Origin of the sequence: Paenibacillus vietnamensis (assembly GCF_020169515.1) — a bacterium.
In the GTDB taxonomy this organism is placed as follows: Bacteria; Bacillota; Bacilli; order Paenibacillales; family Paenibacillaceae; genus Pristimantibacillus; species Pristimantibacillus vietnamensis.
This window is the reverse complement of record NZ_JAHMHW010000001.1, coordinates 124408-141398: the sequence shown is the minus strand read 5'-3', so window position 1 is coordinate 141398 and position 16991 is coordinate 124408. Positions and strand designations below refer to the sequence as shown.

Here is a 16991-nt window from a genome sequence, read left to right as displayed (position 1 = left end):
CCTGATGCTTACCCTTTCACGGAGCCGAGCATGACTCCTTTCGTGAAATGCTTTTGCAAAAACGGATAGAGACAAACAATGGGCAGCGTGGAAATGACGACGGCCGCCATTTTGATCGTCTGCGTCGGAATCTGCTGCTCCGATACCATTTCTACCGCGGCTGCTCCTCCCGTAGATGTCGAGGAGTCGACCAGCATATTGCGCAGCACGATTTGAAGCGGAACCTTCGCATAGTCGTTAATATAGAGAACGGCCGAGAAAAACGTGTTCCAGTAGGCAACCGCATAAAATAAACCGAATGCCACAAGAGCCGGCAGCGACAGCGGAAGAACGATGCGGAAGAAGGTTCCGATGTCCGAGCTGCCGTCGATCATAGCCGCTTCCTCGAGTTCAACCGGGATGTTGTCGAAAAAGCTTTTCATCAGGATGACATACCATCCGCTGGTCAACACGGGAATAATGAGCGACCAGACGCTGTTGATCAGTCCAAGCTCCTTGACGACGAGGTAAGGCGGGATAATGCCCGGATTAAAAAGCAGCGTAAGGACGACGGCAACGAGGATGAACTGTCTGCCGCGCAGCCTCTTGCGGGATAAGCTGAAAGCGATGGCCGCCGTAACAATAAGACTCAGAGCCGTGCCAATCGTCGCCAGAAAGGTGCTCACAGCCGCCGCATCGACAAAAGCCGAGGTGGAAAACAAATATTCGTAGGCCGCTGTCGACCAATTCGTCGGGAAGAGAATAAAGCCGTTTTTCTCCGCATACTCGCGCGAATCGGTGAACGATACGACAAGCACATAGTAGAGCGGGAACAACGTGACGATGCCGATTAATGAAAGCACCGCGTAGTTGGCTGCATGAAACAGCCGGCTCCCTATGCTTTGTTTCATACAAGACCCTCCTTTCCGATGCGCCGGCGGTTAATAAACGCCTTCCTCTCCAAGCTTCTTGGCCAGCTTATTGGCGGCAATGACAAGAATGAGACCGATGATAGATTTGAATAAGCCGACCGCGGTACTGTAGCTGAATTGGCCGTTCTGAATGCCGTTGCGATAAACGTACGTCTCGAACACGTCCGCAACATCGGTTACCGCCCCGTTCATCATGAGGAAAATTTGCTCGAAGCCGACGTCCATTATATGGCCCAGCCGCAAAATCAGCAGCACGATGATGACATTTCGGATCGCCGGAAGCGTAATGTGCCAGGTTTGACGAAGGCGGCTTGCTCCGTCGATTTTGGCCGCCTCGTACAGCTGCGGATCGACCGCCGTAATCGCGGCAAGGATAATGATCGTTCCCCATCCGGTCTCTTTCCATATATTTTGGAACGTAAGAAGCATCCAGAAGGTATCCTTATTGGTGAGAAAATCGTAGCTCGAGAAGCCTAACCACTGAAGGATCATGTTGACGATGCCGCTGGACTGTGACAGAAGCAGAAACGTGATGCCCACGATAATGACCCACGACAGGAAATGCGGCAGGTAGACGATGGATTGGATCGTCCGCTTGAACGCATGATGGGTAACTTCGTTGAGCAGCAGAGACAGCACAATCGGCAGCGGGAAGAAAAAAAGCAAATTCAGGAGGCTGATCATCATTGTGTTGCGAAACAGAATCATAAAGTCGGGATTGGAGAAAAACCGGACGAAGTGCTCGAAGCCCACCCATTTGCTTTGAAGCATTCCGAGGTAAGGCGAATAATCCTGGAAAGCAATGACGACGCCCCACATCGGCACATATTTAAAAACAATAAAGTACAGGATCCCCGGCAAAGCCAGCAAATAAAGATAACGGTCGCGTCTGATGTCCAGCCACAGCCTGTCGGTTTTCGGTTTGTCACTCATGCGAGTTTTTTTTCCCAGTTTAGCGATATGGGTGTTCACCGTCCGTCACCTCCTGCCGGCTTTATCCCGAGCCTCTTGCAAGCCTTGCTTCATAAAATCAAAACACTGCCGCATCCCTTCCTGAATGCCGCCGCCGCTTTCCTCATCCGCCGATACCCAACCGTCATACCGGATCGTGTTCATGGCTCGGAAAACAGGCTCAAAGTCGATGCCGCCCTCTCCTAATACCCGCCACTCGCCGTCCGCAAAGTCCTTCATATGGAAGTTGTCGATGTAAGGCGCGAAGCCGGTCACGATTTCAGCGATATCCGTAATGCCTGATTTAACCAAATGGGCCGTATCGACGGTTAAGCCGACGGTCCTCTCCGGCAGTCGATCGAAAAAGATATCAAAGTCCTCGCGGTACATAACGGGCTGATCGTAATGGTGATGAAGCGACAGCTGAATTCCCCGCTGCTGCGTCTCCTTGCCCAGCTCCGACAACAAGCCGGAGAAACGGCGGATATCGTCCGCCGTAACATGTTTCCGGGAGAGGCCGTGACAGAATACGATACGCTCGGCACCGATTCGTTCGGCGAAGGCAAGCAAGGGATCAAGACGCGCGCGGCTCTCCTCATCGACAACTCCGCCTGCGATTAGGGCCGACGCTGCCCCCGGCAGCATCCCCCATTCCTCCAGGAAGCGCTCCGGCTCCCCGATATAAGGCGCGTACTGGCCGTGCTTCAGCTGAAGTCCTTCATAGCCGGCGGAACGATACCCTCTGAATAGAAGGTCCCGTTCCTCATCCGATTGGGTCGGCCGAGAAAATGCAAATTTTACGCTCATACCAGCACACCCTGGTTTAACAGGATCGGACGCTGCTCCACAGCGGACCGGTAGGCCGCATCGAGCATGGCGACCGTTTTCAGATTATCCTGCGCGCTGTTCGGGGCCGCTTCTCCCGTTTCCAGCGAAGTAAGCAGGTGGTTCAAGCCTTCGTACGTTGCCGTTTCGCGCGAAACATCGTTGTCCCAGGCTTGCGCCGGCGCCTTGCCGCCTTGGCGGTAAAGCTCAACGCTGCGGTGCGTGCAGTACAGCGTACCCGTCTCGCCGATGACAATCATTTCCGTTCTCGGGAACGGGGAGGAGAAGCTTTGGACATATGTAGCGATTGCGCCGTTCTCGAAGGCAACCTGCACGGTAGCGTCGGTTTCGCCCGCACATTCGATCGCCGAGGAGGATCGCATAAGGCTTGCGACAGAAACGGCCTCCGATCCAAGAATTTGACGGAAACCGTCAAACCAGTGGATGCCCATAACGGACAAGGCATGCCGCTCACACTGCAGGCGCCAGCCGCTGTCCTGGCGGAAAAACAAATTGTTGAACACGATCGACGTTACGCTGCCGATGGTGTCCTTCGACACAATATCCTTCACGAGATCGAAGGTAAAATGACGGCGGAAATTCTGATTGACCGAAATCGGCACGCCGAGCAGCTCAGCTTTTCTCGTAATCTCAATCGCATCGGCCAGTGTATCGGAGAACGGCTTCTCGACAAAGAGCGGGAGCCCTGCTTCCAGCAGCGGATACACGACCTGCTTGCGGATTGAGGTCGGCGTACATACGATCGCAACGTCGACACCGCTGTTCTGAATAAAGTCATTCAAATCGGTAAATTGCTGCTGAATGCCGTATTTCTCCGCCTTGCGGGTGAGAATTTCCACATTCGGATCGCAAATGGCCGCCACCTCGATCCGGTCCCCATGACCTTTGTAGCCCTCCAGATGCAAATCCGTCACGCCGCCTGCACCGATAAGTCCGACTTTAAATGTTTTCATATACCGTTCTCCTCCTAAAATGAATGAGATTTAATCAGGCCAATTTCTCCGCTTGCGGCATTCCAGCCATCATTTCCATGAGCAGGTCGGCTGCCCGGTCCGCAAACACCGGATCATTGATATTGACATCCATTTCATAAACAGGAATATGGCCTTTAACATGCTTCCTTATCGCTTCGAAGCAGGCTTCGTCGGCCGCCGGATCCCAGAACGGCTGCCCGGGGCTGTCGAGGATCGATACCCCTCGAAGCGGAAGCAGAAATGCTGCCGGACCCGAGCTGGCATTGGCCTTCTCCGCCAAAATCCGGCCGATCCGGGCGTTCTCATCCGGCGTTGTGCGCATGAGCGTAATATTCGGATTCCACTCGTACAGCTTCCGCCCCGCGTAACGTTCCGGCACAGTTGCCCTGGCGTGGAAATTGACCATATCCACGCAGCCCGGAACGATGACTTGCGGTATCCCGCGTTTTGCCGCGGCGTCTCCCCTTTCGGCTCCCGCCGCAAACACGCCGCCCGCAATCTCATCGGCCCATTCGGTCGTTGTGATGTCGAGAATGCCGCCAAGCAAGCCGGCGTCAGCCAAACTTTCCATCGTCTGCCCGCCAACGCCCGTGCAGTGAAAGACGAGCACCTCCAGATTGTCGGTTTCAAGCCGCCCCTTCGCCCGTTCGACGCAGGCGGTCGTATTGCCGAACATGCTGGCGGCTATCATCTTCCTATCGCTCGCCGGGATGACGTCGGATTCCGTCATGCCGCAGATCGCACCGGCGGCCCGCGTGAAAATTTCCCTGCTGATCCGGTTGATTCCGGATACGTCTACAACGGCAGGAAGCATGACGATATCCTTCGTTCCGACGTAATCCCGGGTATTGCCCGCAGCGACGGTGGAGACGATCAGCTTCGGAAATCCGATCGGAAGCGACCGCATCGCGCTGCTCGCGACCGCCGTACCGGCGGTGCCACCCATGCCGATAAGGCCTTGAATTTCACCGCGGGATGCGGCCTGCGAGACGACCTTGGCAGCTCCCGCCGCCATGACCCTCATCGCCTTTCCCCTGTCGCCCAGCGCGATCAATTCGTCGATGGTCAAGCCTCCTTCAGCCGCAATGCAATCGCGGTTGACGTCAGGCTGCACGCCCGGCTCTCCGAGAACGCCCGTATCGAATACGTACACGCCAAAGCCTCTGCGTTCAATCTCCTGCTTCAGGAATGCAAATTCTGTACCCTTGGTGTCCATAGCGCCGATCATGCCGATTTTCCGCTGCACACTACCCCTCCTCTGGAACTAACCTCCTTTATGAACAAATCAACTAGATGTAGTTTTGGTTTACTTAATCAACATTTCTTCAACCTAGTTGAATTACCATCATCATACACCATACCCCATCCGTCTGCAACCGCTTTCTAAAAACTTTTTCAGATAAATTTTTAGAGCAGATTATTACGGTTAAACAGACATTTAACTTTGGTTCTTGATTATTCAACTAAGTTGAAGTATATTATACAAAAGTACAATTCTCTGAATAGAAGGAGGTAGCCATGGACCTAGGAAGACGAATTCGACTCATACGCAGAGAGCAAAAGAGGACTCAGGAGGAAGTAGCAGCCGTTTGCGGCTTCACCAAAAGCATGCTGTCGAAAATCGAAAGCGGCGGCGCGATGCCGGCCGTGTCTACCTTGATGAAAATCGCAAACGCCCTTGGAGTCAAGGTGTCCGACCTGCTTGAGGAGCAGTCCAGCAACGATACCGTCATGGTTACTGCGGGGCAATACGAGGATGTCGATAAATGGCTCAAGACGAACAAAGGGTATTCGTTTTTCGCCTTTGCTTCCACCCGGCACAACAAGATCATGCAGCCGTATATTTTTACCGCACGGCAAGGGGAGATTAACGAGCACACCTTTTCGCACGAGGGAGAAGAATTCATTTATGTCTTATCCGGCAGGATGAAATACCGCGTCGGAGGAACGGAATACGAGCTGAGCAGCGGAGACAGCTTATATTTTAACTCCTTGCAGGAGCATACCGTCGTGCCGCTTTCGGAAGAAGTCCGCTATTTGGCCGTGTTTACGGAGCATCAGTCCAAGCAACCGGACGGTAAAGGCTCGGAATGAGGGTCCTCTCTCCCTTCGGCTCAGGAAAAGAACAGCTTTTCCATTCCTGAGCCCTGAACGCCGGAAGAGGATGAAAAAAACCACAATGCAGCGGTTCGTCGCATTGTGGTCAATGACCGGTTTACTTAAGGAAATCCACGGCCGCTCTTTCGATAGCCAGTCCGCTTTTGTAACGATTCATAAAGGCTTCAAAGCCTTCTACATCCTTAGGTTCCGGCGAAATCGTCACACCGGTTTGTCCTGCAAAAACTTTCTGGTTCAAATATTCTTCCAGCGTTTCATTGTCCGTCTTGTTGATCATATACGATGCAAGCAGGGCGATCCCCCAAGCTCCGCCCTCTCCAGCCGTTTCCATAACGGAAACCGGAACATTAAGAGCGGCAGCCATGATGCTTTGTCCTACTCCTTTTGTCTTGAATAAGCCGCCGTGGCCCAAAATTTCATCCAGCTTTACTGCCTCTTGCTTAAGAAGAATATCCATGCCGATCTTCAGTGCGCCGAGTGCAGTGAACAAATGGACACGCATGAAGTTAGCCAGGTTAAAGTTGCTGTCGGAGGAACGTACAAAGAGCGGACGGCCTTCCTCGAAATGAGTCATATGTTCACCCGAGAGATATCCATACGCCAGCAAGCCGCCGCAATCCGGGTCCCCCTGCAGAGCAAGATTAAATAACGTTCCATATAGTTTGTTCATGTCCACATCCAGACCCATGGCCTTGCCAAACTCATCAAACAAACCGATCCATGCGTTCAAGTCGGAAGAGCAGTTGTTCGAATGAGCCATGGCGACAAGGCTGCCGGTAGGCGTTGTCACGAGGTCGATTTCACCATAAGCTTTGGATAATTCCTTCTCCAGGACAACCATGGCAAATACGGAGGTTCCTGCAGAGACGTTGCCGGTGCGCTTTGCTACGCTATTGGTCGCGACCATACCGGTTCCGGCATCGCCTTCCGGCGGACAAAGCGGAATGCCGGCCTGCAGCTCGCCGGTCACGTCGAGCAGCCTGGCTCCCTCTTCTGTAAGAATGCCGGCGTTTTCACCCGCCCCCAGAACGTTAGGCAAAATATCCTCAAGCTTCCAAGGCAGGCTGCGGCCTGCAATCAGCTCGTTGAATTGATTGATCATAGAAACGTTATAGTTTTTCGTATGGATATCGATCGGGAATACGCCGGACGCTTCGCCTACACCCAGAACCTTTTGCCCGGTCAGCTTCCAATGGATATATCCTGCCAAAGTGGTCTGGAAGCTAATCTTGGCAATATGCTCTTCCTGATTCAAGATCGCTTGATACAGATGCGCAATACTCCAGCGCTGTGGAATATGATAGTTAAACAATTCCGTCAGCGTTTCGGAAGCCTGCTCGGTTATATTGTTTCTCCATGTGCGGAAAGGGACCAAAAGCTCTCCGTCCGAATCGAATGCCATGTAGCCGTGCATCATGCCGCTGAAGCCGATCGCTCCAATGGTTTGCAGAGCTACTCCATATTGCTGCTTCACATCGTTAGCCATCTTTTGATAGCTGTCTTGAATGCCCTTCCAAATATTCTCCAGGCTGTAAGTCCAAATATTGTTCACATAGCTATTTTCCCAGTCATGGCTGCCGGATGCGATCGCCGTATGATCTTCACCGATGAGAACCGCTTTAATTCGAGTGGAGCCAAGCTCAATACCAAGTACTGTTTTACCGCTCTGGATCGCGTTTCTTACATCAAAACTCATGAATGTTCCTCCATCATAATCGTTAGTAGTTTCTAATTCGATTAACAAAAAGACTCATAACACTATCATACTATAGAATACAGGCCGGGATAAATGAAAAAGTACAAAAAATAGAAAATAAACCGATCACAGTCGAATGACTTTAACCGGTTTATTCCTTGGTAAGCATCTGCTTTCTGAATTCGGTTGGATTCATGCCTACGTTTTTCTTGAACTGCTTGGAGAAATAGAAGAGATCGCTAAAGCCGAGCTGCTCAGCGATTTCGCCGACCGAGCCCCGCGTGCTTATCAAAAGCTCCTTCGCCTTCGTAATTTTTTTGACCGTAATGTATTGAATGGGGGGTAAGCCTATCTGCTGTTTGAATAATCGGATCAAATAATTGGGATGCAGGAAGGCGATGCCCGCGAGTTCTTGGATCGTCATGTTTCTCTCGATGTTCGCATCGATATAGGAAATAACATGAGCAAGCTTCTCTACGTACGGCAAGTTGTGATAGGAGATCCGTTCCAAATCGGCGTTCATGAAAAAATAAGCAAACAGCTCCATCAGCTTGCTCTTCGCGAGCAGCTTGCCGTATACCGTCCCTGAGGTCGCGTGAGTAACCATGCTGCCGAATACGTCACCAATGTATGCCGGATCGGCCTTTACAGAATAATCGTTCAGCTCCAGTAAATTGAACAAATTCATATCACCGATTTTCGCACTGAAGTGACACCAATATTTGAAGTAGAGATTATCATTGATGCAGGAATATGACTGTTTAACGCCTTCCGGCATCAAGATCAGCTCTCCGGATTTCGGATGATATTCCGTGTCCCCGATCTTCAGCCATCCATCTCCCTCGCAGATGAAATAAAGTTTACTGTAATCCGGAATGTAGTCGATGTCTCTCCAACCCGCCGCAACCTTATTGACATTGACGGTGATCAAATCGATTGCGACATTAGACAAGTAGCCCGCAAGGAGCGCCTCTCGATCCATTGCCTGATCTCCTTTGAAGGTTATGCGGCGCGAAGTTCGGTATTTTCATCCATTGGGGACTTTATTCCATCCAGGCTCATTACAGCGAATGGTATTCTAGAAATATGTATATTCAAGGCTCTGATGAATACAATTATCACCTTGCAACGTACGGCGAGCACAAAAACTTCGGTTACAAGGACTTCATACCGATGTTCAAAGCTGAATACTTCGATGCCGACGAATGGGCGGTGCTGTTCAAACAGGCAGGCGCACGTTATGTCATGCCCGTTGCCGAGCATCATGACGGCTTCCAGATGTACCGAAGCTCCGTGTCTCATTATAACACATACGAGATGGGCCCAAAACGCGACCTTCTCGGAGAGATGAAAGCCTCGTTTGAAAATAACGGCCTCATCTTCTGTACATCCTCTCATCGCGCGGAGCATTGGTTTTTCATGTCTCACGGCAAGCAATTCGACTCCGATGTGAAGGAGCCTCTGGAATGCGGAGATTTCTATTGGCCTGCGATGCCCGAACCCGGCCATCACGATCTGTTCGGATCTCCTCCTGACCAACAATACCTGGAGGACTGGCTCGTTCGCTGCTGTGAACTCGTCGATAACTACCAGCCGCGCGTCTTTTATTTCGACTGGTGGATTCAAACCGCCGCTTTCAAGCCGTATCTCAAGAAATTCGCGGCTTATTATTATAACAAAGCAGCCGAGCTAGGTTATCCGGCGGCCATTAACTATAAACACGACGCCTTCATGCTCGGAACGGCCGTTCCCGACGTAGAGCGCGGGCAGTTCGCAGAGATGAAGCCGTATTTCTGGCAAACGGATACGGCTATTGCTAGAAATTCATGGTCTCATTCCGTCAACAACGTCTACAAACCGGCCGTAGAAATTATTCGGGACTTAATCGATATCGTAAGCAAAAACGGCAATTTGCTGCTCAATGTCGGACCGAAGGCGGATGGAACGATTTCGGACGAAGACCGCCATGTGCTGCTGCAGATCGGGGATTGGCTTAAAGTCAACGGAGAGGCAATCTACGACACGTCCCCTTGGCGCATATTCGGCGAAGGCCCTACCAAAATCGAGGAAGGCCAATTCACGGACGGCAAAGAAAAGGTGTTCACAAGCGAAGACATCCGGTTTACGGTCAAAGGAAGCTGTCTCTATGCGGCTGTGCTCCTTTTTCCGGACAACGGAATCGTTCAAATCCGCTCGCTGAAAGAGGGATCGATTCATTTTCACTCCATCATTAAAGACTTGACCGTTCTCGGCTTCGACGAGAAACCGGCCTGGGAACGTACGGGTGAAGCGCTACGTATTAAGACATCCTCTGTCCGGAGTCCGCATCCTGTTGTGTTCCGTATTGAAATTGATTAATTAGGACAAGAGCGTTCCCGGCCTTTAACTAAATAATAGGAACAACGATCTGACTTCATGCGCTGCACAAAACTAAAACGCCACCTCCATCGAGATGGCGTTTATTCCCGATATACGCGATTTCTCCGATGTGCGCTCATCTCCGCCGTGAAAGAACAAAGCGGCCGACGACGACTCCATCTCACGATTTAACATCTTGTCATTCCGGCATGGCGGGAGCAATCGCACGATCTAAAAACAAAGTCGAATTTATAACCAGATTCTCTTCAGGCCGGGTTCGTGCCAAAATCCGCCATCCCTGCTTATTCAACTGCAGCTCGTCAATCGCTTCATACATAATTTGCCTTATTCCCTCGGCTGTGCGGACAGCTACCAGAGGATTGGGGGATGTGCGGCTGATCCGTTCAAGCACCCCCGTTTTATTTCGAACGAGACTAGCCACAAAGATCCGGTTGCAGGAGCTGTAATCGAACTCTGATCCATTCTCCACCAAGACGGTCACATTCGAGCTTAATCCCAAGCGCTCGAGCAAAACGCATGATGCTTCATAGGCTGCCGAATCGATTTCCAGACAAATAACGTCCACATTACCGAATAGATGTAAAATAATGGGACTTAGCGGCAGCGGCCCGCTGCCCACAAAAACAATCGGGGACTTCGCAAGCTGATCATCCCGTCCAATAAACTGACGAAGTATGGACAGCTCCTCGCTAACCAGGGCCATGTAAATGTCCCAGTTAGGCAGTCTTGTAACGATATCCAAAACGGATTCGTCTGATTTAAAGGAAAGGTGACGAGAATCGCTTAGCTCTGCCAGAAACTCGGCTTCCGACAGCTTATCCTGCAAATTCCGTTGATTCCTTCGAATATACTCATTGCTTAGAACGGCCTGAATCTCCTCCGGCAGGTAGCGGGATCGCAATTGAAGGGATAGGCGTCTAATGATATTCGTAACCAGCTGATTCGCTGGGGACAGATCTGATTGTTGTTCAAGGAGCTCGTTTGTTTCACGGATCAAAGCGATGAAGTTGTCAACAGTTTGCGTTCTTGGTGTGTTGTGTTTGAGTATAATAGAGCCCGTAGAATCAACCTCCATTTGCCCGACTCCTCCCTCGTCTACAACTGATTCCTATTACGAAATATATTCAAGAGGTCTGGGATATAGACGATTTGCAAGTGAATTGGCGCTCCTATTCGGTCACGCCGTATCGAAATCCGGAACATTCAGCTGTCCCGTCTCCTGCCGCATACAGTCCAAGCCGCAGGCTCACGAATCCACCAAATGAATCCTCCTCCGAATATGAGCTTTCCGGAACCGTCCGTGATCCACATATTCGAAAAGGCAGGATTTCCTTAGTTAGCGGAGTTGCGTATTCCACATAAACATCGGACATATTGGTAGTACTAACTCTGTTTACAGATCAAGGATGGATTCGAAATAAAAGGTCCGACGGCGGAAAATACATTCGTGCATAAAAACAGGACGACATAAATAAAGCCACGGTATAAGCGCTTCTGTCCGCGTTAACCGTGTCTTTATCTGTGTCGAGCATCAAGCGGCCTTGACCGTTTTCGAATACTTGCACCTTGCGGATAATCCCAGCGCGGCGAGACATTTTCCAAATAAAACTTATGATAATGGCCTCATTGCAATCTTTGTATCAGCCAATAAAATGCCAGTACAAAAATAAGGCAAGACGTTGAGATCATCATTTTACGATACCAAGGGAACCTCCGCAGCCATAGCAAGAGGGGCAGCAGCAGGCATAGGATTATGAGCTGGCCCGCTTCCACGCCTAGATTAAACATCAAGAGTGATCCAAGCAGATTGCTCTTTGGAAGTCCCGTTTCAGCCAATGCTCCGGCGAAGCCCATTCCGTGAATCAGGCCAAATATGGCTGTCAGTATCCACCGCCATTTCGCCTTTCGAACAAACAGATTTTCCACGGCCACATAACAGATCGTCAGAGCAATCAAAGCTTCTACCCAAGACGGGACGACTTGAATGCGGCCAGACGCCACCAGGAACAACGTTATGCTATGGGCAATAGTAAAAGCAGTTACGATTTTCAACGCATCCTTGAAGCGAGAAGCGATTAATACTAAGGATAACAGAAATAGCAAATGATCATAGCCGCTTAAAATATGTTCGATTCCAAGTACAAAGTATTTCCATAAGACGGAGCCAATCTCGGACTGAGCAAACTCAGACTGAGGAAAGGTGATCTGAATTTCTGTTTTATTGCTATCAAGAATATCCTGATAAAAAAATTCCCCTGAATGAACCATGAGTACACTCGTATGATAAGGCGCATCTTCAAACACCAGATTATAATGAATATTAATTTGCTCGATCGCTTCATCGGCGGATAAACTTAATTGAAATACTACGCCTCTTGTGGAACCCTTTGTTTCCATGTTCATCGCAAGCAAGTCCATCGCCAAGGGTTTCGAATCCACATCTATTCGAAGATCTTTCTGTAAAAACGATTCGATTCCTTCCTTTTGAGAGAGCAGCTCTTCGTTCACAAGGTTATTATCCTTGTTGCTATCGAATTGCCCAAGCAAATCTCGTTGATCAAGAAATAGATGATAGTTTATCTCGTTCCCTTTCACGTATAAATCCGAGTAACCCATACTTTCGTTATGTGCAAATGAAGTTGTGGCAGTCCCCAAAAATAATACGATGATGAACAAGGAGAGGAAAGTTTTTGCATACATAGCTGCTGGACCTCTTTTAGTAAATTGTCCAAGCTGCTATGCAAGCCTATACCATAAACGGCACAGGCTTGCATAACAATCCTGGTTCCAAACGTGTTGAATCGAATGGATGCGGGCTCTGTTATGCTCTATTACGTCGCAGGTTGAACGACATGGAATGTCTTGCGATCCACTACCGTATAACCGTCATTGAGCAAAAAGAGTACATCATAAGTGCCAGGGGCCAGTCCATTGTTTAAACTAACTCTTCCGGATCCGGACTTTAAATAACTCCATACCAAAGATGCACCGGCACCTGGAGGAACAGCTCCGGTTCTGTAGATGCCGACCCAATCTTTCCCGTTTAACGCTGCCCCGGTATAGGATAGGGTAATGGCTTCCCCTTTGTTGTACTGGGATTTGTCAAGCGTTATTTGGCCGGCAGGTGCTCCAATTGCTTGAACAGTTACGTTAATGCTTGTTGTCAATGGAACGCTGTTCGGGTTTTCAACTCCGGAAGGCAGGGTTACGGTCCCTGGCACCGAGAAGGTCTGCACCGTCTTGATAGCCGGATCGTAGCTGACGCCGCTTAAATCCCAATTCACGTTTGCGTCCACATTTCCTCCATCGGTTGCAAGAATTACTATTGCGGGCAATCCAAGTGCTTCCGCTGTCTTGGCCGTTCCGTTGCTCGCAGATACCGATGCAGGCGCAGTAATACTATTTAATTTCGCACCCTCAGTTATGATGTCAATGTCCTGCGACGAACGGTTATACATGGAATCCGCAGCGAATACCCTGAGTAAATATGGCGTTTTCGGCAATAAACCTGTAATCTTATACTGCCTGTATACATCGAATGGTTTGTCTAGCGGCAGCGAAAGGCTGTTGAACGATTTGTCCACATCCCCGGTGAGCTTGTTAAGCAGCTCAACATTGTATTCCAAAACGCGTACATTATCTTCTGCTTGCTTCAACGTAAAATTAACTTCATTGCTGTTGATGGAATCGAGCGTAATCCCCTCATCAAACTGCGGAGCTATGAGTTCTCTTATATCGTTCCTGCTGTACGTAAAGGCATTTTTGCCTTCGCCGGCGTTTACTACACGAGGTATGCCTACGAATTCATTTGTACTTAAATTATACTGTTTGATGATAATTTTCGGACCGTAAACCTCTAAGAAATTCACGATGCGAGGCGTGGTTTTATATTGGATATACGCGCCTTCAATATACCCGCCGTACGGACCGGGATCAATATAACTAGAATAGGACGACGCACCGGAATCGAGAAACGTAGCCGAACCTTGATGGAGAGAACGTTCGTCGGTCGGGTCGTATTGCGTATGACCTGACATATAAAACACCTGCGACAAATTATTGTCGGCAATATATTTACCTACAGCATTACTTCCCGCACTGCTCCATCTCTCTGCCCACACAGTTCCGCTTATAGGGTAATGGGACATGACAAATATCGGTTTTGTTGGATCATAATCCTCTTCTTTTGTGATTGTGTTGAGGAAATTTTGGGTTTTTCCCACTGTATTTTGGTTGTTATAATTTGCGTCAAAACCTACGATATTATATCCTTTCACCTTGACCCGAAAAGCATCGTTAAAGAAATTGTTATCGTAAGAATTCGTAGATTCGTTCCACGCACCCGCCGAACCGATCGGTATTAATTTTTCGGAACCGCCCATATCATGGTTGCCTCTTACCATTAATAACTCGGTATTGTCAAACAAGCCCTCGTCTTGAAGTTTGTTGTATACTTTTGAAAGCTCACCCATCCACACATATTCACTGGCCTGGTTACCGCCGGTAACGTCACCGGGAATCAACATGACATCGGCCTGCGGGAATACGCTCATGGCTTTTCTGAAATCTTCTTCCACGCGCGCGATTGCTGCCGGATTACTGCTGATTTCCGTGTCACTGTTAATCGTTACATTTAAACCGGGTGGGGTTAATGTTTTATTGCTTTTTTGATAGATGAATATGGCGTTGTTTAGTTCACGTGTGTAATAATTGATAGTTTCCTGCGTATAAAATTTTACTTTTTGCGTTGCTGCAACCGTATTTTCATAATTCAAAACCTTTTTCAAATAATCAAAATCGGTTTTGCCGAAGCCGTTGCCGAGACCGCCATCTGTGATAGAATTTGCATCTGATATGGCGTCGTTTAGTGCGTTCAGATCTACTTTGTTTCCATTGTAACTATTATAATTAGCTTGAACCACATCACTGCTAAATACGCCTTTCCAAATCATCAAATCAGCGATATCGAATGAATTACCGCCGAGGCTGCCCAATCCGTCGCTGCCTATATTTAATGGATTCGGCGTATCTAAAGACCCGTGCCTCAGTGAAGTTTCAGCCATTTCGTAACCATCAATATACAACGACGCGAGCATTTTATCTCTGTCTACAACAAATGTCACGTAACGCCAATCGGAAGCATCAAACGTGTTTCGCCCAAAGGAAATGTTCTTTACTTTTGCGGTCGGGAATCCAAAATTCATGTTGATCGAATTGGCTTTTGTGTAAATCGCCCAGCCTGCGTTAGAGCCGTTACTAAAATCCTTGTTTGATAATATAACCTGATTATTGTTCGTGTCGCCCTTATACCAGAAGGATACGGTAAAACTGTCCTTACCATAATTCAAGCTATTCGTCGTACCGACATAATTACCGTTTCCGCTTTCTAAATGCAGAGCTTTGGTCAAAGGTAATATACCGTCTACATAACTATAATTTCCATTTGCTTTCAAATCTTTTTGATTTGCATCGTTCTTCAAATTATTATCAAATTTAATCGATGCAATAAGGGGGTTGGCATTTAGTACTGCGTTCGTCGGCAATGAAGTTTTACTGTCGCCATTTGCTGGTAAACCAACTACAACGCGCAATTTTTTACCAATATCATTTAACGTTACGGTGTAGCTCTTGGATGTGCCGCCCGATTTTACATTCCTATATTGATCGCTTGTACGTGATTCCTGTACTTGCCATTGAAATGTTAGATTTTTGGCCGTTGAAATATCACTCATGGGTACAGTGGCGGTGATCGTTTGACCGTAAACCGGATGCATATTGTCGATTTTGACGAAATTGGCATCCGATGCGTTTGTACCCGTTTTTGCGCCTGCGGTATTCGATAACATAACGAATATCATCATGAATACGAGGGAAAAAGATAAAATTCTTTTCATGACAGAAAACCTCCGTATTTTAAGTAGTTTAAGAGCCTGTTCAAAATCCGGCACCTTATTCGAATGGATGATCAGTGAATATCTGCTTGTTTTAATGAACGCTGCCGCTCGTTTTGAGACCGATGACGCCGATCACGATGAGCGACATCCAGAACACTTGATTCAGGTTGATCGATTCCTTAAACAGGACAAATCCGACCACCGTAATCAGAACAATGCCGACGCCCGACCAAATCGCATAAGCGATGCCGACATTCATGTAAGAAAGTGCAAAGTTAAGTAAAGTAAAGCTGCATCCATATAATACGAACATCCATACGGACGGCCATAGCTTGGAGAAGCCAGCGGACAGCTTCATGAAAGTGGTGCCGGATAATTCAAACAGAATGGCAAGCAGTAGAAACATCCATCCCCAACCGCTTTCAACTTTCATTTAATGTCTCCTCCAACTTAAGCTGGGCGTATGAGGAGACCGTCACCTTCGCATCTTGCAGCACACATTCTCCGGCAAGCCCCGACTCCGAGGGAAGTATTCCTATTGTCACGGCAACCCCGGCAGAATTCCCCATTTGCATATCGCTGTTCGTATCACCGATAACGGCCACATCTGCCGGTACCAGTCCAAGCTCCATACAAGCCTTCTCGACCATATCGGGATAAGGCTTGCCCCGTTCCACCTGGTCGTTGCCGATAATCGATTTGAAATATTGGCGGATGCCCATCCATTCCATATGCTTTACCGCTTCAGGCGTCTCATCAGCAGTTACGATGCCGATCGAGAGGCCTTGATCGCTGCAATGCTTCAGGAATGGAATCATACCAGGCAAAGGAAAGGCAGGCCGAACCCGTTCCATCTCCTTGTCAGCCAGTTGCTTGCTTTCCCGGACAAGCCGCATCGATTCGCCCCATGGAAGCCCGAGTCGATAGCCCTGCAAGGCCAATATCGCAAGAAGGTCACCTGTCGACCCCATCGCAAGCGGGCCGTTGCGTTTATAATCGATAATGCGGCCTGTATCGTCGTGAATCGTTCCCCACAGCTCCGGGAGGGAGCCGATTTTCCAGCCTGGAAGCAGATTTTCATAATGACTTTGCATCGATTCGCTCCATCTGCCCCATAGACGAATAAAATCCAGCAGCGTACCATCCTTGTCGAATAAAATTCCTTTGACAGGATAGCGTATTTTGTTGATGATCAATTCCGGCATTCCGATCTCTCCTGTAT

At 48.9% G+C, this 16991-nt stretch carries 15 protein-coding genes; 2 read left to right on the top strand and 13 right to left on the bottom strand.

Translation table 11 applies throughout. The features are described 5' to 3' along the window. Positions 1-8 precede the first annotated feature (8 nt). From KP806_RS00555 to KP806_RS00535, 5 genes are read right to left on the bottom strand one after another with little or no spacing between them, the layout of a single operon-like run. Positions 9-890 carry a carbohydrate ABC transporter permease gene (locus tag KP806_RS00555; protein WP_224721609.1) on the bottom strand — a complete coding sequence of 294 codons (882 nt, stop codon included), beginning with the start codon at positions 888-890 and terminating at the stop codon, positions 9-11. 30 nt (positions 891-920) lie between these two features. Next, positions 921-1844: an ABC transporter permease gene (locus tag KP806_RS00550; protein ID WP_224721608.1), complete on the bottom strand. Its 924-nt coding sequence runs from the start codon at positions 1842-1844 to the stop codon at positions 921-923. A 45-nt stretch (positions 1845-1889) separates the two neighbouring features. Next, complete coding sequence (locus tag KP806_RS00545) at positions 1890-2669, bottom strand: sugar phosphate isomerase/epimerase family protein (RefSeq protein WP_224721607.1); 780 nt, start codon at positions 2667-2669, stop codon at positions 1890-1892. Next, positions 2666-3661 carry a Gfo/Idh/MocA family protein gene (locus tag KP806_RS00540; RefSeq protein ID WP_224721606.1) on the bottom strand — a complete coding sequence of 332 codons (996 nt, stop codon included), beginning with the start codon at positions 3659-3661 and terminating at the stop codon, positions 2666-2668. Before KP806_RS00540 ends, KP806_RS00545 begins: the two co-directional genes overlap by 4 nt. Before the next feature lie 34 nt (positions 3662-3695). Beyond that, positions 3696-4928 carry a Tm-1-like ATP-binding domain-containing protein gene (locus tag KP806_RS00535; RefSeq protein ID WP_224721605.1) on the bottom strand — a complete coding sequence of 411 codons (1233 nt, stop codon included), beginning with the start codon at positions 4926-4928 and terminating at the stop codon, positions 3696-3698. 272 nt (positions 4929-5200) lie between these two features. Here KP806_RS00535 and KP806_RS00530 point away from each other — a divergent pair, with 272 nt between their 5' ends. Continuing rightward, on the top strand, positions 5201-5776 hold the full coding sequence (locus tag KP806_RS00530) for a helix-turn-helix domain-containing protein (RefSeq protein WP_224721604.1): 576 nt from the start codon (positions 5201-5203) through the stop codon (positions 5774-5776). 121 nt (positions 5777-5897) lie between these two features. Here the strand turns inward: KP806_RS00530 and KP806_RS00525 are convergent, their stop codons facing one another. Both KP806_RS00525 and KP806_RS00520 read right to left on the bottom strand, forming a co-directional pair. Further along, a complete protein-coding gene (locus KP806_RS00525; RefSeq protein ID WP_224721603.1) occupies positions 5898-7496 on the bottom strand; it encodes a xylulokinase in 1599 nt (532 codons plus the stop codon). A 151-nt stretch (positions 7497-7647) separates the two neighbouring features. Further along, the gene (locus KP806_RS00520) at positions 7648-8478 is read right to left on the bottom strand and encodes an AraC family transcriptional regulator (RefSeq protein ID WP_224721602.1); all 831 of its coding nucleotides are present in this window, start codon (positions 8476-8478) and stop codon (positions 7648-7650) included. A gap of 41 nt (positions 8479-8519) precedes the next feature. Between KP806_RS00520 and KP806_RS00515 the strand changes: the two genes are divergently transcribed. After that, positions 8520-9854 carry an alpha-L-fucosidase gene (locus KP806_RS00515; RefSeq protein WP_224722394.1) on the top strand — a complete coding sequence of 445 codons (1335 nt, stop codon included), beginning with the start codon at positions 8520-8522 and terminating at the stop codon, positions 9852-9854. Positions 9855-9926: 72 nt separating this feature from the next. Here the strand turns inward: KP806_RS00515 and KP806_RS27505 are convergent, their stop codons facing one another. The 6 genes from KP806_RS27505 to KP806_RS00490 form a co-directional block, all read right to left on the bottom strand. Then, on the bottom strand, positions 9927-10049 hold the full coding sequence (locus KP806_RS27505) for a hypothetical protein (protein ID WP_263575521.1): 123 nt from the start codon (positions 10047-10049) through the stop codon (positions 9927-9929). A 4-nt stretch (positions 10050-10053) separates the two neighbouring features. After that, positions 10054-10950 (bottom strand): nicotianamine synthase family protein, encoded by an 897-nt coding sequence (locus KP806_RS00510; protein ID WP_224721601.1) that lies wholly within the window; start codon positions 10948-10950, stop codon positions 10054-10056. 548 nt (positions 10951-11498) lie between these two features. Further along, positions 11499-12575: a HupE/UreJ family protein gene (locus KP806_RS00505; protein ID WP_224721600.1), complete on the bottom strand. Its 1077-nt coding sequence runs from the start codon at positions 12573-12575 to the stop codon at positions 11499-11501. Positions 12576-12706: 131 nt separating this feature from the next. Beyond that, positions 12707-15769, bottom strand: a complete 3063-nt coding sequence (locus KP806_RS00500) for a LamG-like jellyroll fold domain-containing protein (protein ID WP_224721599.1) — start codon at positions 15767-15769, stop codon at positions 12707-12709. Between the two features lie 91 nt (positions 15770-15860). Then, positions 15861-16202, bottom strand: coding sequence for a DMT family transporter (locus KP806_RS00495; protein ID WP_224721598.1), 342 nt, complete (start codon positions 16200-16202; stop codon positions 15861-15863). Continuing rightward, the gene (locus KP806_RS00490; RefSeq protein WP_224721597.1) at positions 16192-16974 is read right to left on the bottom strand and encodes an HAD family hydrolase; all 783 of its coding nucleotides are present in this window, start codon (positions 16972-16974) and stop codon (positions 16192-16194) included. Before KP806_RS00490 ends, KP806_RS00495 begins: the two co-directional genes overlap by 11 nt. Positions 16975-16991 lie beyond the last annotated feature (17 nt).

Excerpts from the sequence above, each read along its gene's own strand:
- KP806_RS00555 (WP_224721609.1), bottom strand. The coding sequence starts at position 890 with ATGAAACAAAGCATAGGGAGCCGGCTGTTTCATGCAGCCAACTACGCG.
- KP806_RS00550 (WP_224721608.1), bottom strand. The coding sequence starts at position 1,844 with ATGAGTGACAAACCGAAAACCGACAGGCTGTGGCTGGACATCAGACGC.
- KP806_RS00545 (WP_224721607.1), bottom strand. The coding sequence starts at position 2,669 with ATGAGCGTAAAATTTGCATTTTCTCGGCCGACCCAATCGGATGAGGAA.
- KP806_RS00540 (WP_224721606.1), bottom strand. The coding sequence starts at position 3,661 with ATGAAAACATTTAAAGTCGGACTTATCGGTGCAGGCGGCGTGACGGAT.
- KP806_RS00530 (WP_224721604.1), top strand. The coding sequence starts at position 5,201 with ATGGACCTAGGAAGACGAATTCGACTCATACGCAGAGAGCAAAAGAGG.
- KP806_RS00525 (WP_224721603.1), bottom strand. The coding sequence starts at position 7,496 with ATGAGTTTTGATGTAAGAAACGCGATCCAGAGCGGTAAAACAGTACTT.
- KP806_RS00520 (WP_224721602.1), bottom strand. The coding sequence starts at position 8,478 with ATGGATCGAGAGGCGCTCCTTGCGGGCTACTTGTCTAATGTCGCAATC.
- KP806_RS27505 (WP_263575521.1), bottom strand. The coding sequence starts at position 10,049 with ATGTTAAATCGTGAGATGGAGTCGTCGTCGGCCGCTTTGTTCTTTCAC.
- KP806_RS00510 (WP_224721601.1), bottom strand. The coding sequence starts at position 10,950 with ATGGAGGTTGATTCTACGGGCTCTATTATACTCAAACACAACACACCA.
- KP806_RS00505 (WP_224721600.1), bottom strand. The coding sequence starts at position 12,575 with ATGTATGCAAAAACTTTCCTCTCCTTGTTCATCATCGTATTATTTTTG.
- KP806_RS00500 (WP_224721599.1), bottom strand. The coding sequence starts at position 15,769 with ATGAAAAGAATTTTATCTTTTTCCCTCGTATTCATGATGATATTCGTT.
- KP806_RS00495 (WP_224721598.1), bottom strand. The coding sequence starts at position 16,202 with ATGAAAGTTGAAAGCGGTTGGGGATGGATGTTTCTACTGCTTGCCATT.
- KP806_RS00490 (WP_224721597.1), bottom strand. The coding sequence starts at position 16,974 with ATGCCGGAATTGATCATCAACAAAATACGCTATCCTGTCAAAGGAATT.